We start from the raw sequence: 26,271 nt of genomic DNA, 5'->3' as shown, positions 1-26,271 counted from the left end.
AATTTTTTAAGTCGCTGCTGCTCTTACCCGCTCGTCCTCGTCTTTTGCGAGGTAAGCGAGGGCAGCCATCGCCCGCCCATCCTCAAAAAAAGCTTTAAGAGCCTGGGTGACGCGCAGGCGCACCCGCCACCACTCGTCGCTCACCAGGGGCAGCAATAGCTGAAGTGCCCGCTCGCGCTCGCTGGTCTGAGCCAGAGCATTCAGGCCGTCGATTCCAGATTCGCGCACGATCGGATCGCTGTCGGCCAGGGCAATCGCTGCGACCTGGTACAGCGCCTCCGGGTAGGGCATCTCGACGAGGGCCGAGAGAATGCTGCGGCGCACCAGCCAGTGATCGTCCTGCTCAAAGGCCCGCAACAGATGCGGCAGGGCCGGGGAACCGTAGAGCGAGAGTGAATTGGCCGCCTCGGCGCGCACGTTGTAGTCGCCTTCTTCGTGCAGCAGCGTCAGCAAAGCAGCAAACGCCTCGTCGGTGCGATGCCTGCCCAGGCCCATCGCCACAAAGGAGCGGGCAACAAATTCTGGATCGCGCAACTTGCTGATTAGCAGCGGCACTGCCGTCTGTGTATCGACGTCGCGCAGTGCCACCAGACCCCGCATCCGCTCCTGGGGATTGGCACTACTCAGGGCCGCTCGGATTGCGTCAGTATCCATGAATACACATTGACCCAATTTTTACCTTTGTTTAAGAAGTTAGCAGCTGGGGCGGACATCTGGGAAGGTGGCGTGCCAGACTACGGTATGTTTTGTAACCTGCAAGGAAGAGCATGTCCGAAAATCTTGCCACGAGCGCTGCCGAGCAGGAAGTCGAGCAGGTCATCGCCGAATTGGAGCAGTACCGGCAACGGATCGTCGATGACGCCCTGCGCATCGGCAAGCTGGCGAAGCTGCCGCAGAAGCTGACCCTGGCTCACCTCGAGAACCATCCCGAGTTGCAGCAGATCGACGCGATGATCGAGGCACTGCGCACGGGTGAGCCGATTCCGATTCCCGCTGAGATCGCAGCGCAGATCGAGTAGGTGATGGCACACTCTCAGATTCTGCCGCACCCGCCGGAGGCGACGGACGCACTGCTCGAGGTGGTCCACGCGCAGCTGGCGGCTGGTCACTTCGATCCGGGCGACACGGCTTTGCTCGCCCACATGGTCGAGGCACTGGCCGACAGCCGGGGCATGGCGCGGCTGGCTATCGTCGAGGCGTTTGGCCAGATCGGTACCCCGGCGGTGCCGCTTCTTATCGAAGGGCTGGCCCACCATCCCAACCCGGTCGTGCGCCGCTCCTGCGGCAAAGCGCTGGCCAAGACCGGCGATCCGCGCGCCGTTCCCACACTGATTGCAGCCCTGCTCTACGACGAGGACAACGTTGCGCGCAGTTCCGCTGCCGGAGCGCTGGCTAAAGTCGGAGCCGCCGCTGTACCAGATTTGTTGGTGGTGCTGGCCGCCGATCATCCCGGTTCAGCCAAGGGGCACGCCGCCTGGGCGCTGGCCTTCATGGGAGCGGAAGTTGCCGACGGATTGCGCGCCGCCTACGATTCGGAGGCCGCCGACGTGCGCACGGCGGTGATTGGGGCGATTGCCGGACTCGATCCGGAGTTGGCCGCTCCCCACCACTATGCCCTTTTGACGACGGCCCTCGCTGATCCGGCGGCCCCGGTCCGAGCTGAAGCCGCCGCCGCCCTGGGCAATCTCGAATACACCCCGGCTGTCGCCTCCCTCATCGACCGGCTCACCGATCCGAGCCCGGAGGTGCGCCGCACGGTGGCCCTTGCCCTGATGAAGATTGCCCATCCCGCTGCCCTGCCTGCCCTGCGCGCGCAACTGGCCCAGGAAGAACAGCCGGAGGTGCGACCGGTGCTCGCCCTTGCCCTCGCCCAGATCGAAAAACATCTATCGGCTGAACCGCCATGCAACTGAGTGATGCTGTCCAGGCTCTCATCCGCAAAGCGCGCATCGTCAGCTTTGCCAGTTGGAGCACGAGCTTCTCCCCAGCCACGATCGAGCGCCTGCAGACCGCCGACGATGAAGGGCGCTACCTGACCGACACCGATCTCGAAGCGCTGCTTGCCGATGGGCCGCACGATGCCAGAGTGGTTCAGGCTGCCCGTCTGTTGCGCGACGAAGCACCCGCGATCGTCTCGGAGGCGAGAGAGCAGGTACTCGCCCACTTTCCCGGCATTGCCGAAGCGGGAGGCGATCTCTATCCCCAGGCGCGGGCCGATGCCTGCTGGCGCGATTTCTGGCATTTTTTGCGCTGCATCAGCTACGGCGTCGCTGCGGAGCGCCACGACTTTACGAGCAGCGAAGGGCTGCACTACATGGGGCTTCTGTACCAGGAGCTGCGGGTGCCGCTTCCGGCAATGCTTCTGGGCCTTGAGAGCCTCAAAAAAGCAAGCCTCCAGCGCTTTGCCCCCGAAATGCAGGCAACAGTCGCTCCCTGTTTCGAGGCGCTGATCGTCCAACTGCGCCCATTCGAGCAGGAAGAATAGTTTCAGACGCCATCGGCCTGGACTTCTGCGGCAAAGCTCTGGTGCTTCTTAAATACAAGCGGACCCGCCTTTGAACCCCAGACCTGCTCGTCGGTATCGATGTCCATGCCCCGATCGAGGCTTTCCCAGGTGGTCTCGCTCAGTTCTACTTCGCTCACCAGGTAGGTCTGACGGCCATTGCGCTGGATCAAGCAGCGGTTGCCAGGTTCGACGCTGCCCAAAAAGTGCTCACCCTCGCGGCGAAAGACCATCGCGCAGCCGGGGCGGCGCTCCAGGCCATCTCGGGGAATGGTGAGCAGGATGTCGCGGTCGTGGCCCGCCCCGGCGTAGAGGGCGGCTTCCTTGAGACCGTAGTTTTCAACAACGATACTGTCGCCCAGATCGACCAGCCGGTGGACACCCTGGCGATAGGGGTTCCACAGGTCGTAGTCGTAGACCTGCTCGGAGTAAAAGCCCGGTGTGCCGAAAAAAGCAGAGGGCAGAGGCCGGAAGTAGATATGAATGTGGGCAAAAAGTTGGGGCTGGGCGAGAGCCTGATCGCGGTTGCTGAAGTCCCCCGCCATCCAGTGGGCCAGAAGGAGCAGGTCACTTTTGCTCATGGCTGGGAAGGGAACGGATTTCAGAAGAAAAAGAAGCGGTCATCACGCCGTTGCCGTCGCGGGTCTTGATGAGCGAGACCCGAAAGCGGAGGTTGGGTGTGGCAAACCAGATGCGCTCCTCAGCGCTGGCCCGGTCGTACTCGGTGATCAGCAAGAATGTGCCGTCCGGCTGGAGGGCGTAGCGCCCGACAGCCGCGACCGTCTCGGCATAGCCTTTGTCGCGCAGCAGGCGTCCGGCCTTCGGATCGGCCAGATCCGGAACCGGCACCAGCACATTGCTGCCCTCGAAGGCAGCGTTCTCGTCCCAATCGGACTCGCCCTGCCAGTGCATCGCAAACGGATGCGAGATTGCCCCGGCAGCGACATCGTGCTGGTGGCACAGCTCGATTACCGCCGGATCGTCCCCCGCCAGGGCGGTGATGTCGATGGTCGAGCGCACCTCCTCGAAGTGGCCGAAGGCGAGATGGTGACCGCTGCGCTGCGAGCGCCAGCGGCCAATCGACAGTTCAAGAAATTGCTCGATCGTCCTGACGTCCACGGCAAAATCCTGTCTACCAGCTCCACAAGGAGACGGGCTGCCTGATTGGTGACGCATCGGCTGCCTGCTCAGCCTCGTCCGTCAATCGCGTCTCGGTGCAATAAGTGGCAGTGCTGAAGCCGCCGAAGCGCTTGAGGGTACTGGCCCTGAGGCGCAGATCGGGGGTGATGAACCAGAAGCGCTCGACCACACTCATCGTCTCGTACTCGGTGATCAAATTGAGGCCGTCCTCGTCGTCCATAAAATAGCGCCCGACCACCGGTGCCACCTCGGCGTAGCCGCGCTCCCGCAACAGTTGCCCCGTCCGCCCGCCCGCATCGTCGGGAACCAGCACCATCACTGTTGCACCACTGTGGTTTTCTTCTTCGCGGTCCCAGCCCATGCGGCCCTGCCAGCTCACCAGCGTCGCCCCCGCCGCTCCCGCCGGATCGATCCCGTGCAGCTTGCATAGTTCGACGACCTGGGGCGCATCGGCCCTCAGCGTGTCCACCGCAATCTCCGACTCTCCCGCCTCCGAGCGACGAAAGGCGAGATGGTGCGTCGTGCGCTGCGACTGCCAGCGGCCAGCGCTGCGCCGGAAAAATTCCATTGCGTCCATCTATGCCTCCTTGATCCCCGTCCGATGATAGCTGAAACCACCGCTCTACCGACCAGACGCCAGCGCTGAAAACTGTAGGTGCTGTCCAGGGTGAACATGCCAGGTTACAGTTTATTACTTTCTTTTCGGTAGTTGAGACTACGGACACCCCTTCGCGTATCGTAATTAGCGTCAAGTCAACTCTTGTTGCAATTTGTTAAGGAGAACTCGATGGTACTTGATGCTTTTTCAAGAGCCGTAGTTGCTGCCGATTCAAAGACTGCTTACATCGGCGGTGCTGAACTCGCCGCGCTCAAGCAGTATATCGCCGCTGGCAACAAGCGTCTCGACGCCGTCAATGCGATCACCAGCAACGCCAGCTGCATCGTCTCCGATGCGCTCGCCGGTATCGTCAACGAAAATCCCGGCTTGATCTCCGCCGGTGGCAACCTCTACACCAACCGCCGCACCGCCGCCTGCCTGCGCGACCTCGAAATCGTCCTGCGCTATATCGCCTACGCTCTCCTGGCGGGCGATTCTTCTGTGCTCGAAGATCGGGCGCTCAACGGCCTCAAGGAAACCTACATTGCCCTTGGGGTGCCGGTTCCTTCCACCGTGCGGGCGATGAACATTGCCAAGGCTTCGGTTGTGGCTTTCATCAACAACACCGCCAGCAAGCGCAAGATCGACACGCCCTCCGGCGATTGCTCGGCGCTCGCGGCTGAGGCTGCCAGCTACTTTGACAAGGCGACGGCGGCGCTGCGCTAGTCCGCTCGCCCTCGTTGTGAACCGGAACCTGCCATTGTGGCAGGGTCAGGGTCATTCATTCTGCCATTTTCGTCTTAGGAGATTTCTGAAGCCATGAAGTCTGTCGTCACCACTGTCATCACCGCCGCTGACGCAGCCGGTCGTTTCCCGAGCGGCTCGGATCTGGAGTCCGTCCAGGGCAACATCCAGCGCGCCGCCGCCCGCCTTGAGGCTGCCGAGAAGCTGTCTGCCGGCCACGATGCCGTCGTCAAAGAAGCCGGCGATGTCGTCTTCAAAAAGTATCCCTACCTCAAGCAGGCGGGTGAAGCCGGTGATTCGGCTGAGAAGGTGGCCAAGTGCTACCGCGACATCGACCATTACCTGCGGCTCATCAACTACTCGCTGGTCGTTGGCGGCACCGGTCCGCTCGACGAGTGGGGCATCTCGGGTGCGCGCGAAGTCTATCGCGCCCTCAACCTGCCCACCCAGGCATACGTTGCGGCTTTCCAGTACACCCGTGACCGCGCCTGCGCCCCCCGCGACATGTCGCCCCAGGCGCTGACCGAGTTCCGCGCCTACCTCGACTACGTAATCAACGCCCTCAGCTAGTTGGCGCTGTCGCTTTGATACAGTGAGAAAGCTCCCGCTGCGACCTTGCTTTTGTTAAGCAAGGGAATGCTTCGGGAGCTTTTTACGGTTATTTCGGTGGGCAGAGCAATGGAGAACCGCTTTTCAAATATCTTTCCTGGGCTGGGCGAGGAGCAGGCGATTGCGTTTTTGACGATGCCGCTGGAGCAGATGGAGGACACCTCCGACCGCTACATCGCAGCCGCCCATCTGGTCAATTTTCCGACGGACCGCTCGATCAGCGCCCTGATCGCGGCGATCGAAGATACCAATCCGGCCCTCGACCATCGCATTGCCCGCCGCAAGGCGATCGAGACGCTGGGGCGGCTCAAAGCCGAGCGGGCGCTGCCTTATATTCGCGCCTGCCTGAGCGAAGAGGACAGCTACACCGTCGAGAATGCCGTCTGGGCAATCGGTGAGATTGGCACCACCGACCCGGCAATTCTCGAAGCGATTGCCAGTGTGCTCACAAGACCAGCCCAGAGCTACCGCACGATTATCCAGGTGCTCGCCAAATTAAACTACCAGCCGGCCCTCGAACGGATCGTCGCCTTCGAGCAGTCTTCGGAGCCCCCGATCGCGAGCGCCGCGATCACGGCGGCAAGCAAGCTCACCGGCGATCAAAGCCGGGCAGCGGCCCTGATGGACTATCTGCAGCATCCGAACGTCAATGCCCGCCGGGGCGTGCTCCAGGATCTGATGGATGTCGAGTACTATCCGGCGATGAGCGAAATTGCGGCCTGCCCGGTCTCGGTCGTCTTTCGCCTCAGGGCGATCCGTCATCTGGCCGATCGAGGCGTGCCGTCGGGGGCAATTTTCTTCGATGCGGTCGAACCCAGCCTCGATCGCACCCTCAAGGACCACCCCGCTGGCCTCAAACTGGTCCACCGCTACGATCAGACGCCGGTGCTCGAATTTTTGCTGAGCGAACTGTATGGCACCGACTTTGGGCGCTGCTACCTGGCCACCCAGACGATTATCGAGCAGTACCCGGACGCGGCGAAGGCGTTGCTTGCCACTTACGAAGCAGCTGGTCACAACGACTACGGTGCCCACTACCACATCGTCAAACTATTGGGCTGGTTGCGCCACACCCCGTCCTACGATCTAATCGTCTCTGCCCTGCAGGACCGGCGGCCCCAGTTTATGAAGTCCCGCTCCGCCGCCGCCATTGCTCTGGCTCAACTAGGCGATCCGCGTGCGGTCGCCGAACTCAAGAGCTGTCTGGGCCTGCCCATCTGGGAACTCAAATATAGCTGCCTGCTCGCCCTCACCCAGTTGGGCGATCTTTCAGGCTGTGAGGTTCTCAAAGACGATGAGGACTGGCTCATCCGCACGCGGGCCAGCCGCCTTGCCCAGGCCGCCCTCACCCATTGAGGCTACGAGCATGACCCTCGACGAGCAGTACCCCTACCTCCGGCACAAAAACCCGCACCTGCGCGAAAAGGCGATGCGCGAGATTGCCGAGACCGCCGACGAGCAGACGATCGACGCGCTGATCGCGCTCGTCACAACCAGCGAAGACAGCGACTACCGGCGCACCGCTGCCCAGACCCTCGCTCTGGTCGGATCACCCGCCGTACCGGCTCTAGCTGCCCAACTGCGCAACCATCCCACAGCAGCGGTGCGGACAGCCTGTGCCAGCGCCCTCGCCGCCCTTGCCCTCAATTTTTCGGAGGAGCCCTTCTTGGAGGCGGGCTTAAGTGCCCTGCAGGCGGCTCTCAAGGATCCGGACCCTGGGGTGCGGCTGGCGGCTGTCGGAGCCCTCAGCACCGTCGGAGCGCCCGCCGTCGAGCTTTTGATGGCGGCCATTACGAGCGAGGATATTCTGCTGAGCATGGCCGCCATCGGCGCTCTCGCCTCGATCGGCGATCAGCGGGCCACAGCAGCGCTCGTCACTCTCGAAGACCAGCCGGACACCGACCCCTACATTCGCGAATCGATCGCCCACGCTCTGGAGCGCTTGCGGAGCACCCCCTGGCGCTAGAACACGCAGCGCTCGTCAAAGCGGGTATAAAGGCTGCCGTACTTGACCCAGTACTGCTTGAGATCGTGGAGAAACTGGGTGTTGAGACTGGCGCGGGCCCGATAAAGAATCACCTGGCGATGGTTGCCCATCCAGATCTTGTCTACCGGATCGACGGCGATGAGCGTACCACCAACGCTCGCGACGCATTCGCCGAAGCGCTCGACCGTCGAGTAGCCTAGCGTCTCGAGAACGAAGAAGTTGCCCGAACAAATCAGGTGCCGACTGCGGATCCAGCTTTGCATCTTTTTGCAAGCTTGCGGTGGCAGCATCTTCCTTGCCTTGTTCCAGTCAAACAAACAAATGAGCGCAAGCAGGCACTCCTCTTGGCAAGCACTCACGAACGACAGAAGCGGTCTACAGTCGAAAACCGGCCCCACGCATGTCTGCCTGGGGCCGGTTCACCACTTGCGCGACCAGTTCAGACTAGCTGAGGGCGTTGATCACGTAATCGATGTAGGCGTTGGCCTCGGTCAGGGGCTGACCGGAGAGCAGGCTGCTGACGCGGCCCTTGATGTACTTGAGCGCCTCGATGTACCAGCTGGGCGAGAGGTTGAAGGCACGGTTGACCTCGCGCAGACCGGCGACGATGTAATCGTCGAGCGGGCCGGTGCCACCGGCAACCAGGCTGTAGGTGATGAAGCGCAGGTAGTGGCTGATGTCGCGGGCGCACTTGGCCTGGTTGGTGTCGCCATAGCCCATCTGGCCCGGCTGGGTCAGGTAGGGGAACTTGTTATAGACTTCCTGGACGGCACCCTTGATGAGCGAGTCGGCGTTCGAGGTGAGGGCGCGGGCGGCTTCCAGGGACGCGGTGGCGCGCTGGAAACGGCCATTGGCGGCCTGCAGCTCGGTGTTGTTGAGGAAACGGCCCTGGCTATCAGCCGAGGCAATGACTTCGGTAATGACGGTTTTCATGATGTTGGCTCTCCCTGATGAAGTTAGGCGATGGAGGATGCGGCCTTGTCAAAGTAGGTCGCAGCTTCGTTGACAAGGGCGGAGCAATCGCCGCGGGTGACGCCGGGGATGTTGGTAATCTTGTTGACCGCCGATTCCTTCATCAGCTGCACGGCGCGGGACACCGAGCGGGTCGGCGTGCCAAGAGCGACGTAGGTTTCTTTAAGACCGTTGAGGCAACGATCTTCGAGCACGCTGGCATCGCCTGCAAGCAGGGCGTAGGAGATATAGCGCAGAATGATTTCCATGTCGCGCAGGCAGGCGGCCATGCGGCGGTTGGGGTAGGCGTTGCCACCCGGACGAATCAGGTCGGTCTGCTCGGCGAACAGCTTGTGGCCAGCCTCAGAAATGATGTCGGCTGCGTAGCTGGTGATGGTGTTGACGGCATCGAGGCGCTTGTTGCTTTCCTTAATCAGGTTGGTCAGCTGAGCCAGCTCCTGCTCGTTCAGAAAGGATCCGCGCAGATCCGCCGCAACAATGGTTCTGGTGAATGCGTCTTGCATTACATGCTCTCCTTACACAATCGAATGTGACTTGCGAGCGAAACAGCTTCTTAACTCGAGAAAACTCTCTGGGCAGCTGTCATCGGTATATGCAGTCAAGACCTGCAGTATAAACCGTTCGCACTGTGGATGACGATGAAGACAAGTGGCGTTTTGTTACCTGCCTTTAACGATTATTCCTGAGCAAACGGCTGAAAGCCAGCCAGCAAAGAATCTTCCCTGTTTTTTCTAACACAGAAGCACTTTGATGATTCATTAAATAATGTTAATCTCCTGGCGGTATTGGCGAAACACAGTTGTTACCTAAAGCTCGATACCGGGCTGGCGGTAGCGGGCGAGTTGTTCGGGGGTAGCAGCGGCCAGGCACTCGCGGTGTACCTGCTCGAGGGACTCCAGATAACCGGTATCGGCGGCCAGGTACTCGCTGGCGCGGGTGGCGGCGATAAAGGTGCGCTGGGCACCGAGCGGCAGGCGGCGAAAAACTTCGAGGCGCTGGAGTTCGGTGCTCATGGCAATGCTGTGACCTCGTGGGCAAAGTCTACCTGCTTGGCAAAATGGAAGGGTCCGGAGACCGAGCCCCAGACCTGTTCATCGGTTTCAAGGTCGCGGCCACGGTCGATGCTCTCGTAGTATTCGGCACTCACCTTCGCCTCGCCGTCGAGGTAGGTGTCCTGGCCCCGCCGGCGCACCCGGCAGCCCTTGCCGGGTTTGACCCGGCCTAAAAAGTGGTCGTCCTCGCGCCGGAATAAAAACGTGCAGCCGGGCATCGCTTCCATCTGATCGAGGTTGAGGGCGTGCAGCCGGGCCCGGTCCGGTTCGCGGCAGGCACCGTAGTAGGCAGCCACGTCCTTGAGGGCGTAGTTGCGGCACTCGATGATGCCGCTATCGGCCTGCTCGACGAGGTGCAGGACGACGACGCGGTAGGGATGGGCCCAGTCGTAGTCGTCGGCCTGCTCGGAGTAGAGCCCGTAGCCTTCAAAGACGTGCCAGGGCAGAGGCCGCATACACAGGCGGATATGGGCAAAGAAGGCCGGGGCAGCCCAGGCTTGCTCGCGGTTGCTAAAATCGCCCGCCAGCCAGCTTGTGAGGGTGATGAGATTGTTCGCCATCGCCCTACTGCATGGCGTTGATCACGTAATCGAAGTAAGGCGAGGCGATCTCCGCCTCCGTCGGGCTCAATAGATCGAGCGCTTCTTTTTTGAGCAGGCGCACCGACTCGACCATCGCCGGGATCGGCACCTCAAGCATCCGGTACATCTCGAAGATGCCGGTGAGGCCGATGCGATCGACCGGTTCGTTGTTGCCGGCCACGATGGAGTAGGTGATCAGGCGATAGTACCAGCCCAGATCGCGGATGCAGCTACCTAAGCGCTTCTCGCCGTAGGCGTTGCCGCCGGGGTTATTGAGGTCGGGTCGGCGCTGGAAGAGTTTGTCGCCGGACTGCTTGACCACGCGGTCGCTCGCATCGCTCAGGGTCTTGGCGATCTGCAGGCGGACGGGTGCATCCTCCATGAAGCTTTTGATCTGTTCGAGTTCACCGACGCTCGGGTAGCGCAACTGCTCGTCGGCTCCGAGAATCGTCGTCAGTACGACACTCATAGTGTTCTCCTATCCTCTCGCGGGTGTCGGGTATCGTTGCTAGACAGGCCGGACCACCTGACGGACACCTACGCACGCATTGTACTTGAGGGGGACAACTGCAGCAAAAAGTGCCCAAGCAGTTCCCGGATGCGCTCCAGACTGACCTCCCCCCGAATCTGGAAAACCGGTAGCCTGCCGTCGGAGCGCTCTAAGAAGGCAAATTCGGCGTCAGTGAGATCGACGACGCGAAACTCGTGGTCGAACACCTGCTTTTCGGGCCAGGGATGGATATAAGGGCAGCGAAAGGGGAGCGCGGCCTCGATCGCCGCGTCGCTCCAGACGGTGCGCTCAAGGGGCGGCCTGCCCAAGAAAAATTCGTAGTGGGCCACCACCGGATCGAGCAGTTCGATAAGCCGGTAGCGCTCCTGCTCACCCAGACTCGCTGCCCGCTCCCCAAGCCAGGGCACCCGCCCTACCAGGCGATCGATCTGCCAGAAGTCGGGGTTGGAGAAGCCCAGAAATTTAAGACCCGAAGCGCCAATCAGATCAAAGAGGGTTGGGATGGTGTAGCGCACTTCCTGGACCTGCAGGTACATATCGACGAAGCAGGCGTCGTTGTGATTTTCTAAGATCCAGCGCTGGTCGGCCTGCTTGATGCGGTTGTTGTCGGGCAGTGCCTCAAACAGGGCACGACCCACTTTAAGACCGTCGCCCAGTCGATCGTCCGGCTGGGCGAGAAGCCGGATCGCCTCCTGCATCAGCCGGATCTCCCAGCGGCCCAACTCGCCATAGACAAAGATGTGCAACAGCCCGCCGGGAGCCAGCTTCGCTGCGAGAGCCCGAATACCGGCTGTCGGATCGGCCAGGTGGTGCAGCACGCCCACGCAGTTGATCAGATCGAACTGACCGGGCAGCTGATCGAGGTCGGTAAGGCTCAACTGCTGAAACTGGACGTTGGCAAATTTGGTACAGCGACGCCGGGCAATCGCGAGGGACGCTTCGCTTAGATCGACCGCTACCACGGTCGCCTCCGGATTGAGGTAGGCCAGGTACTCGGTGCCCACGCCGGTGCCGCAACCGGCGTCGAGAATGCGCAGATCGCCTCGTGGCTCTGGCCGAGCGCCCAGACAAAAGCTGTGGGCAAAGCTATAGCTCCACCGCCAGTTCCAGCCGGGGGGCGGGGCCGCACTCACCGGATCCGGCGGAAAGGGATAGCGCTCGTAGAGATTTTGAACGGCGCGGGTGATGTCCACGATTTAGACCTTTGCGGCCTGGGCCGTGTAGAGTTCTTCGAGGATGGCGCGCAGGTCGTACTTGTAGTGCCACTCGGGGTAGTGGGCCTGGAATTTGCTCACATCGGAGATGTACCAGATATGATCGCCCGAGCGGTTGTCGTCGGTGTAGGTGTAGCTGAGCTTGCGGCCTGCGAGATCCTCGCAGATGGCGATCGCTTCGAGCATCGAGCAGTTGCTGTGGCGCGAACCGCCGATGTTGTAGACCTCGCCCGCGCGCGGGCGGCGATAAAAGTGCCAGAAGGCGTTGACCAGATCGTAGCTGTGGATGTTGTCGCGCACCTGCTTGCCCTTGTAGCCAAAGATCGTGTAGGGCGAACCGGTGACGGTACACTTCATCAGGTAGGCAAGAAAGCCGTGCAACTGCGCGCCGGAGTGGGCAGGACCGGTAAGACAACCACCTCTGAAGCTGGCCGTTTTTAGACCGAAGTAGCGGCCATACTCCTGCACCAGTACGTCGGCGGCCACTTTAGAAGCACCAAATAGTGAGTGCTTCGATTGATCGATCGACATCGATTCGTCGATGCCCCGGTAGTAGGGGTGCTCGCGAGCGATCTCCCAGCGCAACGGCTCCTCTATAAGGGGTAAGAAGTTGGGCAGATCGCCATAGACTTTGTTGGTCGAAGTAAAGATGAAGACCGCCTCGGGGCAGAACTGGCGCGTCGCCTCTAAAAGATTGAGAGTGCCGTTGGCGTTGATCGTAAAGTCTACCTGCGGTTCACGGGCGGCCCAGTCGTGGCTGGGCTGGGCAGCGGTGTGGACGATGAGCTGAATGTCGCTGTTGTGCTCGGAGAAGATCGCTTCGAGCGCTTGCTGGTCGCGAATATCGACGCTGTAGTGCTGGTACAGCGTGCCGTACTGCTCCGCGAGCAATTGCCGGTTCCAGGCGGTCGAGGCGGTGGGGCCAAAAAAGTAAGAGCGCATGTCGTTATCGACTCCCAGCACCCGCATACCCAACCCGGCAAAAAAACGCACCGACTCGGAGCCGATCAGACCCGCTGAACCTGTAATCAGAACCGTTTGCATAGATCCCTGTAGATGAACCGTCTGTCCCTCGGGGACGTAACATCATACCATTTGCAGGCGATCTCTCCAGGGGCACTATTCAACTTTTGCCATTTCGAGGAATAATGACGCCATGCGCCGATGGGTTGTGCTCTTTTGTCTTTTGGGCTGCTTGGGGGGGTGGCCGCTTCTGGCGGACGACCTGCCCTTCGATGTGACGATGAGCCGGGGCCAGCCTTATGTCTCGCTGATGGCCGTCGCTCAGGCGTTTCGGGCCAACCTGCGCGTGCTGCCGGCGGACCGGGCCGTTAACCTGCAATTTGCGAATCAAGAAGCGTCGATCAGCGACGGGACCGTACTCACCCTCAATCGCCAGCTGATCGTCTTGAGCGTTGCCCCCTACTGGCGGGGCGAAGAGTTGTACGTGCCCCTCGATGCGGTGCAAAAGATTTTTTATGTCACTGTCCACTGGCGCATTCATACCCGCCAGGTCACCTTTTCGCCCGCCGCAAGCGAAGGACCAGCGCTGATTCCGATCGCCCGCTAGGGGCACCCTCGCCGAGCAGCGCCGCTTTGCAGTACTATAGATATTCGTGCCCACCGGGCACCTGTGACCTGAGAGAAAAGCCGATGCCCAAGATGAAGACGCGCCAGTCCGCCGCCAAGCGCTACGAGCGCACCGGCAGCGGCAAGATCCGCCGGTTGCGCGCCGGCAAAAATCACCTGATGCAGCACAAGTCGCGTTCGCGGGTGCGCAGCATCTCTGTCAAGGCCGAGGCGTCCGAGAGCGATCTCTACAAGATCACTCGTCAGTGCCCCTATCTGTAGTTCGCTTTTTACCCTTGGAGTAGTGTCATGGTCCGTGTCAAGCGCGGCAACGTCGCCCGCAAGCGCCGCAAAAAGATTCTCAAACTTGCCAAAGGCTTCCGGGGCAGCCATTCAAAGCTCTTCACCGCCGCCAACCAGCAGGTGATGAAGGCGTTGCGCTACGCTTATCGCCACCGTCGCACCAAAAAGCGCGACTTCCGCTCGCTGTGGATCGTGCGCATCAATGCCCAGGCGCGCACCGAGGGTCTGTCCTACAGCCGCCTCATCGATGGACTGCACAAGTCGGGCGTCGCCCTCAACCGCAAGATGCTGGCTCAACTGGCGGTCACCGATACTGAGGCATTTGCTGCCGTTGCTCAGGTTGCCCGTGCTGCCCGGTCCCACTGATGCGGCGCAGGCTTTTCGCCCTGGCCGGTCCGATGCTTATCTGGGCGGCGCTGCCGCTGCCGCTTCAAGCTGCCCCCCTTGAGGCGATTCGCCAGCGCCAGTATCTGATCGTCGCGGTCAAGGACGATCTGTTTCCTCTTGGTTTTCGGAGCCGTGGGGGCGAGCTGGCCGGTTTTGAAATCGATCTGGCCCGTGCGCTGGCCACTGCTCTTTTTGGCAGGCCGGACGCCCTCAAGCTCGTCGCGGTGCGCAACCAGGACCGGCTGGCGCTCTTGCAAAGACAACAAGTCGATCTGGTCATCGCCAACTTGAGCGTCAGCGTGCCACGGGCGCGGGCGGTCGATTACAGCTATCCTTATCTCACCGTCAGCCAGGCAGTCCTCCTCAAGCAGGGCGACACCAGCCGCACCCTGGGCGATCTCGACCGCGCTCAGTTGGCGGTGCTGGCAGGCTCCAACAGCGAGCAGGCTCTGCACGACTTTTTGCCCCACGCCGTGCTGGTACCGGTAGCTTCTTACGCGCAGGGCGTCGAAGCTGTCGCCGCAGCCCAAGTCAGCGGCTTTGCCGCCGATAGCTCCGTGCTCGGAGGCTGGGCACAGTTTCATCCCGCCTACCGCCTGCTCGGTACCGACCTCGGCACCAGCGGTCTGGCCGTCGCCATGCCCCGGGGTCTGGCGAGCGATTCGCTCCGGCGCTGGGTCAACGAACAGATAGCGCAGTTGCTCAAGCAGGGCTGGCTCGCCGAGCGCGCCCGCTTCTGGGGACTGGCAGGAAGATCGTGAGTTGCAGCGGAGCCACTGCTAAAAAGTGTAAACTTCGATGTATAGGAACACAAAAATAGTAAGAGTCCTTAACACCGATGGTCCGACTGTCTTGGAAAACCATGGCCATTCCGGGGATCGCCCTGCTGCTGGTGGGCGTTCTGGGCCTCGCTTTTAACTCGATCACCGAGGGAGCCCAGACTCCCTACGAGCAAAAGGTGCTCGCGATCCACGGCCAGTTGCCCCAGGGGCAGGATCTATTTGAGCGCAACTGCTCCAGTTGTCACGGCACCGAGGCGAACGGCTGGATCGGGCCAAATCTGCACGACGTTAAAAAGCGCAAGTCCGACGTGCAGCTCATCCGGCAGGTGACCAGCGGCCAGACACCGCCGATGCCCAAATTCGAGCTGAACGAACGCCAGATGGCGGACCTGCTCAGCTATCTTAAAAGTCTTTAGCGGCTTTTTTAAGCCAGTTCTGCAGGTGACCGGTGAGGTCTGCCTGCAGCGGGGCGATCGTTTTTGTCGTCTGGCAGTTGCCGTCGAAGGGCAACTCGACGCGCAACAGCCACTCGGAGCGGCGCGCACCGAGGCGACGGGACAACAGCAGTTGCTGGATCGCAGCAAAGTCGGGATACTGTTCGCTCGCGCTCAGATAGTACGACAGCAGGGCCCTGTGCTCGGCACCCTTGATCAGATGCTCGCAGCGGGTGCGGGCGATCGCTGGCGGCTGTTCGACCACTTCGTAGCCGCGCTTTGCCCAGCTCTGGGTGTGCTCGGCGTTGAGCAGGCTGCCTGTATAGAGCAGAACGACCCGGATCTGCCGCAGCGGGGGAGCCGGGGAGGCGAAGTCCACGTTTGCCTGATTGGCGTCCTCGCTCACCAGCGTGCCTCCCGCCAGCGCGCCTGGTAGATCGCGGGCCAGCCGCTGCCACTGGCTGCGCTGTTTTTGCTCGCCGCTGCGGTAGACGAGGGGGTTGGCGGACCCCCGCCAGAGCTGCCAGCCTGCCAGAATTGTCACAACGAGCGCACCCGCCGTCAGGCCGAGGCGGAGCCGCTCTGGGAGTCGAAGGGATTCCACTGGAAATACCAGGAAGTAAACAGCACGATCACGGCGCTGATGCCGCTGCCGTAGAGCGAAGCGCCCCATCCCTCGTGCAGCGCCTCGAAGGTGTGGGGGTTGGTATAGGCGATGGCGACGGCCAGAAGCAAGATCCGCAGAACGTTGAGGGCGAGCACTACCAGTTCGCACAGCAAAAAGTAGCGCAGATTATCAAGCCAGGAGCGGCGGGAGATGGTCATGATCGCGACGGCAGCGAGGGTTCCCACCTCCAGCAGGCTGCGGATGCCCGAGCAGTTGGCGTTGACATCGACCCCGCCCAGCCCGCCGACGGTGATCACCGTCTCCTTGAGGACGACCGGCAGGCCCGCCATCCAGAGCAGGTAGGCTCCCAGTCCAGCCACCAGATGCTGCAGCCACTGCACAACGGGGGTGTAGGCAGGCAGCCAGCCGTCGGCCAGGCCGTTGATGCTCATGATCATCGCGACGATAAGCAGCGGCCTGGCCAGGCTATCGACAGCCGTCCGTCCCCAGCGAAACAGCGCCAGGCCCGTCAGAGCGAGGCAGAAGGCGAGATTTTGCAGGCTGAGGGCAGGGAGCTGCACCAGAAAAAGCCCGCAGGCAAGCACAAAAAGCCCCAGTGCCTGGAAGACGGCTGCAGCGGGCGGTGCGCCCAGCAGATTTTTTTGACGGCTCACCAGGTAGGCGACGGCGATGAGGGCAATCGCCCGGTTTTCAAGTCCGCCGCTGATGGCCCAAAGCCCGCCCATCACCAGAAGAACCGGCGCAAAACAGAGCACCACCGCCCCCACGAGCGCCCACCAGAGTGCGATTTCAAGCCGGCCCGCAGACTTCACAGCCCAAGCCTCCGCGCTCGCCAGCCGATGTCGCGGCGGTAGTAGGCTCCGTCGAAGTGAACGTGGGCGACCGCCCGGTAGACGTTGTTCAAAGCAGCGGGCAGATCGGCTCCCAGGTGGGTAAGCGCCAGCACCCGGCCACCGGCGGTAAGGGTGCGCTCGCCCACCTGGTGGGTGCCGCTATGAAAGATGCAGGCACCCTCGGCGCGGGCCGCCTCCAGGCCGCTGATCGCATCGCCCTGGCGATACTCGCCGGGATAGCCCGCCGCCGCCAGCACCACGCAGGCCGCCGTTTCTGTCCGCCAGACCAGCGGTACCGCCTCAAGGCGGCCAGCGACGGTGGCCAGCAGCACCTCTTCTAAGGGCGTCTCCAGTAGGGGCAGGATAACCTGGGTTTCCGGGTCGCCGAAGCGGCAGTTAAATTCGACCACCCGCGCCTGTCCGCTCCCGTCGATCATCAATCCGGCGTAGAGCACTCCCCGGTAGTCGATGCCCCGCTTCTGCAGCGCTTCGACGGTCGGAACGAGAATCTTTGCTTCGATCTGTTTTAGCAGCGCGTTGCCCACGAGCGGCGTGGGAGCGTAGGCTCCCATGCCGCCGGTATTGGCACCGCTGTCCCCCTCGCCGATGCGCTTATGATCCTGGGCGGCGAGCATCACCCGAATCGTTCTGCCATCGGTGAAGGCGAGCACCGAGGCTTCTTCTCCGGCCATAAATTCTTCGACGACGATCGTGGCGGCGGCTTCGCCGAAGCGGCTCAGACCATCGAGGGCGTCGAGGGCTTCTTCGGTTGTGAAGGCCACCGTCACCCCCTTACCTGCAGCCAGACCGTCGGCTTTGATGACCACAGGCGCACCGACTGCACGCACATGATCGCAGGCAGCGGCCAGGTCGTTGAAACTCTGGGCTGCCGCCGTCGGTATACCGGCCTCGGCCATCAGCGCCTTGGCCCAGACTTTGCTCGCCTCCAGCTGTGCCCCCGCCTGCGTGGGGCCAAAGATCGCGAGCCCTTCTGCTTTAAAAGCATCGACGATACCGGCGGCGAGGGGCGCTTCCGGCCCGACCACTGTCAGATCGATGTGCTCGATTTTGGCAAAACGGACCAGCGCTGCAAAATCGAGCGGTGCAATCGCCAGATTCGCACACTTGGCCTCTGCCGCCGTGCCGCCGTTACCAGGGGCGATCCAGACCTGGGCGACCCCATCGGAGCGGGCAAGTGACCAGGCGAGACAATGCTCGCGGCCCCCGCTGCCAATCACCAGTATCTTCAGAGCCATCGGCCAAATTTTACCAGACCCTCACGGTATTCGAGAGAGTAGTAAACTGTTCTACTTGCGTTGCCAGGTGAGTTGGCGGCGGCGCAGCAGGGTAAACAGCACAAGGGCAGCGACGAGCACCAGCAAGCCGATGAGGGCCAGGTTGGGCACGACGAAGCTCGCCTCCAGATGATTGACTTCACCGGGCTGGATCTGCCAGATAAGGGTTTGGCCCTGTTGCTGCTGACTGTTGGAGCGCAGGGCGGGCAGGGGTGTGCTCAGAACAAATTCGATCTGCAACAGCCCTGGAACGAGGTTGACGGTTCTGACCGCACCGAAGGGACTGCGCAAATCGAGATCGGCGCTGATCTGATAGTCGCTCCAGAGCCAGTAGTCGCGGGCAACCAGCCGCAGCGGACCGGTGGCAGGGGCAGTGGGAGTCTGTTTGAGGGCGGAGGTAGTCGGAGCCGGCAGCGCTACGCTTGGGCTTTTTGTCTGGAGGGGCTGACCGAGGAAGCGGTTGAGCTTTTGTTCGAGGTCGTCGCCGCTTGTAAATGGGATCGTCAGGCGCAACTGATCGCCGCTGCGCTCGCTCGTGCCGCCCAACTCGGCTGTGCGTCGCCTGAGCCCGGCTATCAGTTGTTCGGCCTGGGTGCCCCCCGCCTGCAGCAAAGTAGAGTCGATCGTCAGCAACTGCTCGACTGAGCCTCCTCCCCACCAATCAAAAGCGACACCGAGCCGGTAGGACACACAGCCGGATACCAAAAAAGCGCACAGCGCACTGACAAGCAGCGCCTGAAATTTCATCGACGACATCGCTGAGGGCACCTTCACTGTAGTACAGCAAAGCGACAGCCGAGCCAAAAGAACCAGCCGCCGGACAGGTGAACGATGATTGTTAAAGAGCGAATCGGACGAATGTGAAGACGATTGCCTTAATCCACGGCACCGCCGACTGTGCTGCCAACTGGCAGGACTGGGGCCGCTGGCTGGAGGAGCGCGGTTGGCGGGTGATTGCCGTCGATCTGCCCGGTCACGCGCTGGAGGCCCAGGCCGACGCCGACAGTTCGGTAGCCGCCTGTGCCGACCATCTTGCGCCGTTGCTGGCTGAGTACCGGCCCCTGGTTCTCCTCGGCCATTCGCTGGGAGCCAATGTCGCGATCGAGCTGGCCCTGCGCCAGATTGCACCGCTCTCGCGGCTGCTGTTGGTCTGCCCGGCTGTGGATATTCCGCCCGTTACCTCTCAGTTCTACGAGTGGTTTGTCGGGCAACCGCTGGAATTGCTCTACGCCCAGCGCGGCTGGCTGGTGCCCCTGATCGCTTCCTTTCCGCGTGCGGCGACAGCCGCTCGGATTGCGCCGGCGGTGATCCGGCGCACCTGGTGCTCGCTGCGCGATTGGCAGCCGCCGGACTGGCAGCAGTTGCGCGTCCGCACCGAGATTGCCGGGGGTCTCTGGGATCCCATCGCTCCGCCCTCGGCCCTGCGAACGTTGCGCGACAGCTTGCCCGACGCCGGGCTCACCCTTCTGCCCTGCCGACACCTGCCCATGGACAGCGATCCGGTTGGGTTCGCCCGCTGGTTACAGAACGGACTGCCCAACCTCTAGGGACATCTGTCCCTCTGGCCGGGCTGGACGGAGGTTCGAGTTTTGAGTGTGAAATATTTTGCAAATATTCAAGGGTGCAGTTCCTTACAGTGCTATAAAGATTGGGACTCAAGTAACCGACCGTGCTGCAAGCGATTGTGGTTCGGGTAAATGCCTTTAATAACAAAGAGGGACTGATGGAATACGTGATTGTCGATGCCCGCCAGCGGCTGATTGGCACGCACCGGCAAGTAGAACCGCTCACGGTCGGCGCTACTTTCTCAACTGAAAAAGACACTTACGCCGTTCTCAACGTCGATTGGGCGCGCCGGGGCCGCAGCGATATGCAGACGCTGACGGTCGTCAAAATTCAAAGCCGCACTTCTGAAGCGATCTAGAAAATCTGAGACGTTCCATTTTTAACAGTTTGCTCGCTTCGAGATCAGTGGCGAAGAACGTCGAGGGCAGCCAGCAGAGCTGTGGCTCCACCATTGACGACGCGCACCGGTACGCCGAGGCGCTCCGACAATGTTTCCACGCTCAGATCGTCTAAAAACACTTGGCCCTCCTTGAGCATCAGGCCAGGCAGGATAAGCGCGTCCCCCAGGTCTTGCTCTGTGAGAGCAGCGAGCAGATCGCTGCCGGTAAGCAGGCCGGTGACGGTGATCTGCTGGCCCCAGAACTGGCTTGGCACCGCCAGCAATCTGAGTTCAAGTCCGGCGATTTGATTGAGGCGTTCGACGATCGGCGCAAAGCAGCCCTCGACGGCGGTGCCCACCACCCAGCTGTAGCGCCGGGGAGCCGGCAATGCGGCGGGCAGGTGGCGGGTGTGGCGCTGAAATTCGTCGAGAAAGCGGCGCAGCGCCCCGACGCCGTTGGCGAGCTGCGGATAGCCCTCGTAGTGGCGAGCTGCCGGGATCGCTTCTTTTGCAAGCAGATACCACTCGTCCGCCAGCCAGACAAAGCGGGTGTCCAGCTCGCGCTGCAGGCGGCGCTGCAGTTTGTGTACCTGGCGGATCACCTGTTGAGCACACTCCGGCGTAACCGCCCTCAGCTCGTCTAACCCAGGGCGAAAGCGGGTGAGGCCCACCGGCACGACGGCGGCGGAGAGCACCGTCGGCGAAAAACTGGCCAGATCCAGAATCGTCCGCTCCAGGTGTTCACCGTCGTTGAGGCCAGGACAGAGCACCACCTGGGCATGGATCTGCAGCCGCTGCTTTTTGAACCATTCGAGCTGCTTGAGAATCTGGGCGGCGCGGGGATTTTTAAGCAGGCGGGCGCGCAGTTCCGGCTCGGTCGCATGGACGGAGACAAATAGCGGCGAGAGGCGCAGCCGGGCGATGCGCTCCCATTCGGCGGGCGGCAGGTTGGTGAGCGTCAGGTAGGAGCCGTACAGAAAGCTCAGGCGGTAGTCGTCGTCCTTGAGGTGCAGCGTGTCGCGCAAAAAATCCGGCTGCTGGTCGATAAAACAAAAAGGACAGGCGTTGTTGCACTGGATGAGCCCGTCGAAGAGGGCGGTGGCAAATTCGAGGCCCAGATCTTCGTCTGTGTCCTTTTCGATCTCAAGCTGGTGGGTCTGACCGGCACCATCGAGCACGGTGAGGGCGAGATTTTCTTCGGCGCACAGAAACTGGTAGTCGATCAGATCTCTAGGTGGCGTGCCGTTGATCGCCACCAGCCGATCGCCCGGTTCAAAACCGAGCTGCTCGGCGATCGATCCGGTCCGGATCGCCGTCACCAGGGCCGGTTTGATGCGCAGGTTCTCCATATCCTCCAGGCTAACGCAGGCTTTGGCCAGGCAGGTTTGCTTGTCTTCGCGCCATAGCAGTGCAAGATCGATGTATCGAGTCAGACGAGAAAGAAAAATGGCTGTCAAGCAGCTCGAACAGCGGCCCTGGGCGGGGGCGATCGCCCGACCGGGGCAGGAGTTTGCCCTCACCCCGCTTGAAATTGTCGCAGGCAAGTTGCCCACGGGCCTGCGCGGCTCGCTCTACCGCAACGGGCCGAGCCGCCTCGGGCGGGGCGGCGAGCGCGTCGGGCACTGGTTCGACGGCGACGGGGCGATTCTTGCTGTTCACTTTGCCGCAGGTACCGCCCAGGCCACCTACCGCTACGTCCAGACGGCGGGCTACCGGCAGGAAGAAAAAGCGGGCCGCTACCTCTTTGGCAACTACGGCATGACTGCCCCCGGAGCAATCTGGGAGCGCTGGGGCAAGCCGTTCAAAAATGCCGCCAATACGAGCGTCCTCGCCCTACCCGACCGCCTGCTCGCCCTCTGGGAAGCCGGCCTCCCCCACAGCCTGGATCTGGACACCCTCGAAACCCACGGCCTCGATGACCTGGGCGCACTGAAATCCGACCCGTACTCGGCCCATCCCAAGTGCGACCCGGACACCGGAGAGATTTTTAACTTTGGCGTTGGCCTGGGCCTCAACTCTACCCTCCACCTGTATAAAAGCGACGCGAGGGGCCGGGTCCGGCAAAGGGCGAGCATCGCCTTAGAAGGCATTCCCCTTGTTCACGACTTTGCCCTGGCGGGAGATTATCTGGTCTTCTGCGTGCCGCCGGTGCGCATCAATCCATTGCCGGTGGTGCTGGGTCTCGCGAGCTACAGCGCAGCAATGGAATGGCAGCCCGAAAAAGGCACGGGCCTCTACATCGTCGATCGCCGGAGTCTCAAACTGGTGAGCCGTTCCCAACTGCCGCCCTTTTTTCAGTGGCACTTTGCCAACGGTTTTGTCGGCAAAACCGGAGAACTGGTGGTCGATCTGTGCCGCTACGAGGACTTTCGCTCGAACCGCTTCTTGCAAGAATTTGCCACCGGCTCGACCCACACCGCTTCTCCCGCTGCGCTCTGGCGGCTGCGCCTCGAAGTGGCCACAGGCCGCCTGCTGGAGAGCGAAGTGCTCGTCGATCGCAGCTGCGAGTTTCCGACGCTCGATCCGACCGCTACCGGCAGGTCCGCCCGCTGTCTTTACTTGAACTTGCTGCGCCGGGAGAGCGACATCGGCAGCGAGCACTTTCGGTCGATTGGTCGCTTCGATTACGCCACAGGCCAGCTCACCGAGGCCGATCTGGGAGAACACCGCTACCCTTCTGAACCGATTTACGCGGCAGATGCCCAGCAACCTGACCAGGGCTGGGTGCTCACGGTGATCTACGACGCCCAAGCTGACGCAAGCGAAGTCTGGATCTTTGACGCGGCGGCCCTGGACGCGCCGCCCGTCTGTCGCCTCGCTCTGCCTGCGGTCATCCCCCACGGCTTTCATGGCACCTGGCGGGCCGGACTTAGCCCCGTGGCCAGTAGATGATCACCCCCGCCCCCGCCAGGGCGATCGCCGCGCCGATGAGGTCGTAGCGGTCGGGGGGGTTCTTATCAATCTGCCAGCCCCAAAGCAGGCTCAAAAAAATAAACACACCGCCGTAGGCAGCGTACACCCGGCCAAAACCAGCTGATACCGGCTGCAGGGTCGGCACGACGCCGTAGAACACCAGCACCAGCGCTCCGATTACTCCCCACCAGAAGGGCCGGCCCTCCCGCAGCCACTGCCAGACCAGGTAGCCGCCGCCGATCTCGCATAGACCCGCCAGCAAAAAATACAGCAGCGACTGCACCAGTTGCACAGGAATTTCCTCCTCAAGGCGCGGGCATCGTCGCCTGCAGTGTTCGACCGGCGATCGTACCGCTCAGGCTGGCCTGGGCCTGGGGTTGGCGGTCCTGCCAGGAAACATCGATCGTACCGGACGCGCCTGCTGGAGTCAGTACGCTCAGGTGGGCCGTGATCTGGCCGGTGGCAAAGTTCCAGTCGAGGCTGCCCGAGACCGCTTCATCGTCTACCCAGCGCAGGTTGTCGAGCCAGAAGCGATAGAGATGGCGCTGGGCGAGCCCGTAGCGAAAGCTGCCGCCCCGCAGGCCCACCCCGGAACCGCTCAAATTGACCCACCAGCGGCTGAAGGCATCTCCGGCAGCAAGGACGGCGGCAGCGGCGATGCGCCGGTCCGCTGCAGTTGCCCGGTTGCCCGGCAGGGCGCTTGCCGGTTGCACCTGGGCGACGGCAGTTACAAAATCAGGGACCGTCCGCACCTCGGCGATTTGAGCAGCGCAACTGGTATCGCCCGGATCGAGGTTGGCGACAAAGTTGCGCACGAGCTTTGAAGCGCAATTGTCCAGATCGCCCACCGCCGTCACATGAAAGCTGTTGGCCACCAGTACCTGCTGACCATTCTCAAACAGGTTCGCCGCCGCCAGCCCATCCGCCGGAGCGGTGAGCGAGTCGAGTTCGCCCGACAGTTCGAGCACCGGGGCCGGGGTGAAGCGGGCTCCCGGCGGCACCGGTTGGGCGGGCGGGTGGGCTTCGGAGGGCACCGGCCAGTTCAAGCACAGATCCAGCACGCTGTAGTCGAGGGGCTGGCGGTTGAATTCGCGGATCGTAAACGGCGCGTACACCGTTGGATCGCTCTGCTGCTGGAGGGCAAAGGCCGCATCGCGCTGCTGGTGGCGCACCGATGGCGGCGCGGTCATATCGTAGAGCTGCGGGTAGTCGCTGCAGCTCACCGCCGCAAAAAGCCCCCGGCTGTAGTAGCGCGCCTCGGCGGACGGATCGCGCGCGTCGCCCACCAGCCGGTTCTCCGCCACCAGTCGCAGGATGGGAGCGCTGTCGTTGCGATCGAGGTAGGCGCGGGCAGCAGCGTCGAGTTCGCGGTAGACGACCCGGCTGGTGGCGTTGGCGAACATCAAGTAGGCGAGACTGCCCGGATCGACCTGGACGTGCCGCAACTGGCCGTCGCCGTCAAAAGCCGTACCGGCGATCGGGGCGAGGCGAATCGCATCTAATAGCCGCTCGATCCGGGCGATCGAACTGCCGCCCAGCGCTGCACAGTGGGGCGAGCGCTGACAGACGACGTTGAAGGCGTTGCGCATCGCCGGGGCGTCCTCGACGTACCAGGGCGATTCGCCGATGACCGGGTAGGCGCTATCGAGCACGACGGAGCGCAGCCGATCGGGGTGACGGGCGGCGAAGGTCTGGCTGAAGAAGGTGCCGTAGGAATCGCCGTACAGGTCGATCGTCCCGACAGCGAGAGCGTCGAGCACCGCTGCTAGATCGTCGGCTGCCGCTCCGCTGCCATAGAGGTCCGAAGTCTGGCCCAGCGATGCGCCGCACAGTGCCAGATTCTTTTGCGTCTGCACATCCTGGGTCTGCAGCGGTTCGCAGTCGATCACCTGCGAATGGCCGGTGCCGCGATTATCGACCAGCAGCAGGTCGCGGTGGTCGAGCAATGGCCCAAAAAGGCCAAGATAGCCGCCCCGGCTGCCGGTCGAAGGATAGCCAGGTCCGCCCTCCACCGCCACGATCGTTCCGAGGGCAGGCTCTGACCTCTGCCGCCGGGGGTAGTACTCGAAGTGAATGGCGATGGTGCCCGCTACCTGAGCTGCCGAATCGAGGGGCCGTACAAGGTTGCCGCAGTAGGCCGGGGCGTCCCGGCAGGGCAGCAGTTGCAGCGATCCGACCCGGATGCCGCCAGGGTCCGACGTGGGCGGTTCGCCCGCCCGATGGACCGTCGGCCTTGCCGCTGCCACCGGAGCGAGATACAGGCCGATGAGCAGCGAAAGCACGCACAGCAGGCGATGGGGAATAGCCACGGGCAACGGTCCTGGAGACGGGGCAGACCCAGGATATCTGTCTACTCCGCTCGAAGAACAGCCTGGAAGGACCGCTGGTTCTGTCGTCTGATAGAACCATCAAAATGGAGACTTGCTAGGCTGATGGGCGTCAGTGCCCCTGCCCGCTCGCGGCATCGGCACCTATGGGAGGGAGAATACAGCGCATGGTACAGAGTCTGGAGTCGCAGAAACCGGTCTACACCGGTGAAGTCGAAAAGGCCGTGACCGCCGTCTTCAAAGACCAGCAACAGGTCGATCAGGCCGTTCGTCGCCTGCTCGATAGCGGCATCGACCGCAAGGACATCTCGATTGTCGGACGCAACTTTCAAAGCAATACCCGCGTCTCCGGTTTTCTCACCCGTGGCGATGTGATTCGCGGCGGCCTGGTCAACGGGGCGATCTACGGGGCGCTATTTGGTTCGGCCCTCTCGCTTCTCACCGGTATCGGCGTGCTGTTTGTGCCCTTTGTCGGGGCGGTGGTGGCAGCAGGACCGATCGGGGCGGCGTTGCTTGGGGCCGCCGGGGGTGCGATTGCCGGTTCTGCGGGCGGTGGACTTGCCTCGGTGCTCGCCACGATCGGCATGAGCCAGGACAAGATCAATACCTACCAGACGCGCCTTGAGGCGGGCGAATTCGTCGTCGTCGCCGAAGGGTACGCAGCCCAGATCGACCAGATCGAGAGCATCCTGCGCGAGGCAGGGGGCGAGGAGATTACCGTCGCCGATCAGACCCTGCCCCGCGAAAAACCCGGCAGCTTCAGTGGCCCCGAAGAACTTGCTCCCCACGTGCGCGAGCACCTCTCCCCGGCGGCCCAAAAGACCTACATCGACGCCTACAACGCCGACCATAGCGCTTCTGGCAGCGACGAGCAGGCGGACGCCGCTGCCTGGGAGGCGGTGCGCAAGGCTTACACCCTCCAGCAAGACGGCACCTGGGCGTAG

General features: G+C 62.3%; 35 protein-coding genes. 16 read left to right on the top strand and 19 right to left on the bottom strand.

The genetic code is table 11. The annotated features are described in order from the left end of the window. Window positions 1-6: 6 nt before the first annotated feature. Window positions 7-654, bottom strand: coding sequence for a HEAT repeat domain-containing protein (locus GKIL_RS20960; protein ID WP_023175902.1), 648 nt, complete (start codon window positions 652-654; stop codon window positions 7-9). A 113-nt stretch (window positions 655-767) separates the two neighbouring features. On the opposite strand from GKIL_RS20960, the gene GKIL_RS20955 reads away from it, so the two are divergent. Genes GKIL_RS20955 through GKIL_RS20945 form a run of 3 tightly spaced genes read left to right on the top strand, consistent with a single transcriptional unit; the run spans window position 768 to window position 2,485 of the window. Next, on the top strand, window positions 768-1,019 hold the full coding sequence (locus GKIL_RS20955) for a hypothetical protein (RefSeq protein ID WP_023175901.1): 252 nt from the start codon (window positions 768-770) through the stop codon (window positions 1,017-1,019). A 3-nt stretch (window positions 1,020-1,022) separates the two neighbouring features. Continuing rightward, on the top strand, window positions 1,023-1,913 hold the full coding sequence (locus tag GKIL_RS20950) for a HEAT repeat domain-containing protein (RefSeq protein ID WP_023175900.1): 891 nt from the start codon (window positions 1,023-1,025) through the stop codon (window positions 1,911-1,913). Beyond that, the gene (locus GKIL_RS20945) at window positions 1,904-2,485 is read left to right on the top strand and encodes a globin family protein (RefSeq protein ID WP_023175899.1); all 582 of its coding nucleotides are present in this window, start codon (window positions 1,904-1,906) and stop codon (window positions 2,483-2,485) included. Before GKIL_RS20950 ends, GKIL_RS20945 begins: the two co-directional genes overlap by 10 nt. Window positions 2,486-2,487: 2 nt before the next feature. On the opposite strand, the gene GKIL_RS20940 is transcribed toward GKIL_RS20945, so the two are convergent. Genes GKIL_RS20940 through GKIL_RS20930 form a run of 3 tightly spaced genes read right to left on the bottom strand, consistent with a single transcriptional unit; the run spans window position 2,488 to window position 4,220 of the window. After that, entirely contained in the window at window positions 2,488-3,084 is a 597-nt protein-coding gene (locus GKIL_RS20940) for a chromophore lyase CpcT/CpeT (RefSeq protein WP_023175898.1), read from the bottom strand. Next, entirely contained in the window at window positions 3,071-3,622 is a 552-nt protein-coding gene (locus GKIL_RS20935; protein ID WP_023175896.1) for a phycobiliprotein lyase, read from the bottom strand. The genes GKIL_RS20940 and GKIL_RS20935 overlap by 14 nt, the downstream gene beginning before the upstream one ends. A gap of 13 nt (window positions 3,623-3,635) precedes the next feature. Continuing rightward, on the bottom strand, window positions 3,636-4,220 hold the full coding sequence (locus GKIL_RS20930; RefSeq protein WP_023175895.1) for a phycobiliprotein lyase: 585 nt from the start codon (window positions 4,218-4,220) through the stop codon (window positions 3,636-3,638). 210 nt (window positions 4,221-4,430) lie between these two features. Between GKIL_RS20930 and GKIL_RS20925 the strand changes: the two genes are divergently transcribed. From GKIL_RS20925 to GKIL_RS20910, 4 genes are all read left to right on the top strand, one after another. Next, window positions 4,431-4,967: a globin family protein gene (locus GKIL_RS20925; RefSeq protein ID WP_023175894.1), complete on the top strand. Its 537-nt coding sequence runs from the start codon at window positions 4,431-4,433 to the stop codon at window positions 4,965-4,967. A 93-nt stretch (window positions 4,968-5,060) separates the two neighbouring features. Beyond that, window positions 5,061-5,555, top strand: coding sequence for a class 1 C-phycoerythrin subunit alpha (cpeA, locus tag GKIL_RS20920; RefSeq protein ID WP_023175893.1), 495 nt, complete (start codon window positions 5,061-5,063; stop codon window positions 5,553-5,555). Between the two features lie 96 nt (window positions 5,556-5,651). Next, window positions 5,652-6,950 (top strand): HEAT repeat domain-containing protein, encoded by a 1,299-nt coding sequence (locus GKIL_RS20915; RefSeq protein ID WP_245595879.1) that lies wholly within the window; start codon window positions 5,652-5,654, stop codon window positions 6,948-6,950. 10 nt (window positions 6,951-6,960) lie between these two features. Next, the gene (locus tag GKIL_RS20910; RefSeq protein ID WP_023175890.1) at window positions 6,961-7,560 is read left to right on the top strand and encodes a HEAT repeat domain-containing protein; all 600 of its coding nucleotides are present in this window, start codon (window positions 6,961-6,963) and stop codon (window positions 7,558-7,560) included. Here the strand turns inward: GKIL_RS20910 and GKIL_RS20905 are convergent. The 8 genes from GKIL_RS20905 to GKIL_RS20870 all read right to left on the bottom strand — a co-directional run bounded on the left by GKIL_RS20905 (window position 7,557) and on the right by GKIL_RS20870 (window position 12,955). Then, entirely contained in the window at window positions 7,557-7,871 is a 315-nt protein-coding gene (locus tag GKIL_RS20905; protein ID WP_023175889.1) for a hypothetical protein, read from the bottom strand. The genes GKIL_RS20910 and GKIL_RS20905 overlap by 4 nt on opposite strands. Before the next feature lie 154 nt (window positions 7,872-8,025). Continuing rightward, window positions 8,026-8,514 carry a globin family protein gene (locus GKIL_RS20900; protein ID WP_023175888.1) on the bottom strand — a complete coding sequence of 163 codons (489 nt, stop codon included), beginning with the start codon at window positions 8,512-8,514 and terminating at the stop codon, window positions 8,026-8,028. 23 nt (window positions 8,515-8,537) lie between these two features. After that, window positions 8,538-9,056, bottom strand: coding sequence for a globin family protein (locus GKIL_RS20895; protein ID WP_023175887.1), 519 nt, complete (start codon window positions 9,054-9,056; stop codon window positions 8,538-8,540). A gap of 303 nt (window positions 9,057-9,359) precedes the next feature. Next, window positions 9,360-9,566 (bottom strand): hypothetical protein, encoded by a 207-nt coding sequence (locus tag GKIL_RS20890; protein ID WP_023175886.1) that lies wholly within the window; start codon window positions 9,564-9,566, stop codon window positions 9,360-9,362. Next, window positions 9,563-10,165 (bottom strand): chromophore lyase CpcT/CpeT, encoded by a 603-nt coding sequence (locus tag GKIL_RS20885; RefSeq protein ID WP_023175885.1) that lies wholly within the window; start codon window positions 10,163-10,165, stop codon window positions 9,563-9,565. The genes GKIL_RS20890 and GKIL_RS20885 overlap by 4 nt, the downstream gene beginning before the upstream one ends. A gap of 4 nt (window positions 10,166-10,169) precedes the next feature. Then, window positions 10,170-10,655, bottom strand: a complete 486-nt coding sequence (apcD, locus tag GKIL_RS20880; protein ID WP_023175884.1) for an allophycocyanin subunit alpha-B — start codon at window positions 10,653-10,655, stop codon at window positions 10,170-10,172. A gap of 68 nt (window positions 10,656-10,723) precedes the next feature. Continuing rightward, entirely contained in the window at window positions 10,724-11,890 is a 1,167-nt protein-coding gene (locus GKIL_RS20875) for a class I SAM-dependent methyltransferase (RefSeq protein ID WP_023175883.1), read from the bottom strand. 3 nt (window positions 11,891-11,893) lie between these two features. Further along, complete coding sequence (locus GKIL_RS20870) at window positions 11,894-12,955, bottom strand: NAD-dependent epimerase/dehydratase family protein (protein WP_023175882.1); 1,062 nt, start codon at window positions 12,953-12,955, stop codon at window positions 11,894-11,896. Between the two features lie 112 nt (window positions 12,956-13,067). Between GKIL_RS20870 and GKIL_RS20865 the strand changes: the two genes are divergently transcribed. From GKIL_RS20865 to GKIL_RS20845, 5 genes are all read left to right on the top strand, one after another. Continuing rightward, entirely contained in the window at window positions 13,068-13,481 is a 414-nt protein-coding gene (locus GKIL_RS20865) for a stalk domain-containing protein (protein WP_023175881.1), read from the top strand. Window positions 13,482-13,564: 83 nt separating this feature from the next. Next, on the top strand, window positions 13,565-13,762 hold the full coding sequence (gene rpmI / locus GKIL_RS20860) for a 50S ribosomal protein L35 (protein WP_023175880.1): 198 nt from the start codon (window positions 13,565-13,567) through the stop codon (window positions 13,760-13,762). Window positions 13,763-13,789: 27 nt separating this feature from the next. Beyond that, a complete protein-coding gene (rplT, locus tag GKIL_RS20855; protein ID WP_023175878.1) occupies window positions 13,790-14,149 on the top strand; it encodes a 50S ribosomal protein L20 in 360 nt (119 codons plus the stop codon). After that, entirely contained in the window at window positions 14,149-14,931 is a 783-nt protein-coding gene (locus tag GKIL_RS20850) for a transporter substrate-binding domain-containing protein (protein WP_023175877.1), read from the top strand. Before rplT ends, GKIL_RS20850 begins: the two co-directional genes overlap by 1 nt. Before the next feature lie 101 nt (window positions 14,932-15,032). Further along, on the top strand, window positions 15,033-15,368 hold the full coding sequence (locus GKIL_RS20845; protein ID WP_023175876.1) for a c-type cytochrome: 336 nt from the start codon (window positions 15,033-15,035) through the stop codon (window positions 15,366-15,368). On the opposite strand, the gene GKIL_RS20840 is transcribed toward GKIL_RS20845, so the two are convergent. The 4 genes from GKIL_RS20840 to GKIL_RS20825 are packed head-to-tail and all read right to left on the bottom strand — an operon-like array spanning window position 15,355 to window position 18,898. After that, window positions 15,355-15,990 carry a hypothetical protein gene (locus GKIL_RS20840; RefSeq protein WP_023175874.1) on the bottom strand — a complete coding sequence of 212 codons (636 nt, stop codon included), beginning with the start codon at window positions 15,988-15,990 and terminating at the stop codon, window positions 15,355-15,357. The two genes, GKIL_RS20845 and GKIL_RS20840, sit on opposite strands and share 14 nt — an antisense overlap. Next, window positions 15,948-16,826 (bottom strand): exosortase/archaeosortase family protein, encoded by an 879-nt coding sequence (locus tag GKIL_RS20835; protein ID WP_023175873.1) that lies wholly within the window; start codon window positions 16,824-16,826, stop codon window positions 15,948-15,950. Before GKIL_RS20835 ends, GKIL_RS20840 begins: the two co-directional genes overlap by 43 nt. Further along, complete coding sequence (gene purD / locus GKIL_RS20830; RefSeq protein WP_023175872.1) at window positions 16,823-18,103, bottom strand: phosphoribosylamine--glycine ligase; 1,281 nt, start codon at window positions 18,101-18,103, stop codon at window positions 16,823-16,825. Before purD ends, GKIL_RS20835 begins: the two co-directional genes overlap by 4 nt. A 51-nt stretch (window positions 18,104-18,154) precedes the next feature. Next, window positions 18,155-18,898, bottom strand: coding sequence for a DUF3153 domain-containing protein (locus GKIL_RS20825; protein WP_023175871.1), 744 nt, complete (start codon window positions 18,896-18,898; stop codon window positions 18,155-18,157). A 104-nt stretch (window positions 18,899-19,002) separates the two neighbouring features. Between GKIL_RS20825 and GKIL_RS23080 the strand changes: the two genes are divergently transcribed. Beyond that, the gene (locus tag GKIL_RS23080; protein WP_023175870.1) at window positions 19,003-19,689 is read left to right on the top strand and encodes an alpha/beta fold hydrolase; all 687 of its coding nucleotides are present in this window, start codon (window positions 19,003-19,005) and stop codon (window positions 19,687-19,689) included. Between the two features lie 176 nt (window positions 19,690-19,865). Continuing rightward, window positions 19,866-20,066: a hypothetical protein gene (locus tag GKIL_RS20815; RefSeq protein WP_023175869.1), complete on the top strand. Its 201-nt coding sequence runs from the start codon at window positions 19,866-19,868 to the stop codon at window positions 20,064-20,066. Between the two features lie 44 nt (window positions 20,067-20,110). On the opposite strand, the gene GKIL_RS20810 is transcribed toward GKIL_RS20815, so the two are convergent. Further along, the gene (locus GKIL_RS20810) at window positions 20,111-21,436 is read right to left on the bottom strand and encodes a TIGR03279 family radical SAM protein (protein WP_023175868.1); all 1,326 of its coding nucleotides are present in this window, start codon (window positions 21,434-21,436) and stop codon (window positions 20,111-20,113) included. 97 nt (window positions 21,437-21,533) lie between these two features. On the opposite strand from GKIL_RS20810, the gene GKIL_RS20805 reads away from it, so the two are divergent. After that, window positions 21,534-22,979: a carotenoid oxygenase family protein gene (locus GKIL_RS20805; protein WP_023175866.1), complete on the top strand. Its 1,446-nt coding sequence runs from the start codon at window positions 21,534-21,536 to the stop codon at window positions 22,977-22,979. Here the strand turns inward: GKIL_RS20805 and GKIL_RS20800 are convergent. Both GKIL_RS20800 and GKIL_RS20795 read right to left on the bottom strand, forming a co-directional pair. Beyond that, the gene (locus tag GKIL_RS20800) at window positions 22,957-23,292 is read right to left on the bottom strand and encodes a YnfA family protein (protein ID WP_023175865.1); all 336 of its coding nucleotides are present in this window, start codon (window positions 23,290-23,292) and stop codon (window positions 22,957-22,959) included. The genes GKIL_RS20805 and GKIL_RS20800 overlap by 23 nt on opposite strands. Before the next feature lie 13 nt (window positions 23,293-23,305). Then, window positions 23,306-25,309, bottom strand: a complete 2,004-nt coding sequence (locus GKIL_RS20795) for an alpha/beta fold hydrolase (RefSeq protein ID WP_023175864.1) — start codon at window positions 25,307-25,309, stop codon at window positions 23,306-23,308. A gap of 185 nt (window positions 25,310-25,494) precedes the next feature. Here GKIL_RS20795 and GKIL_RS20790 point away from each other — a divergent pair, with 185 nt between their 5' ends. Further along, a complete protein-coding gene (locus GKIL_RS20790; RefSeq protein ID WP_023175862.1) occupies window positions 25,495-26,271 on the top strand; it encodes a ChaB family protein in 777 nt (258 codons plus the stop codon).

The organism is Gloeobacter kilaueensis JS1, from assembly GCF_000484535.1.
In the GTDB taxonomy this organism is placed as follows: Bacteria; Cyanobacteriota; Cyanobacteriia; order Gloeobacterales; family Gloeobacteraceae; genus Gloeobacter; species Gloeobacter kilaueensis.
This window is presented reverse-complemented; position numbering and strand designations above follow the sequence as displayed.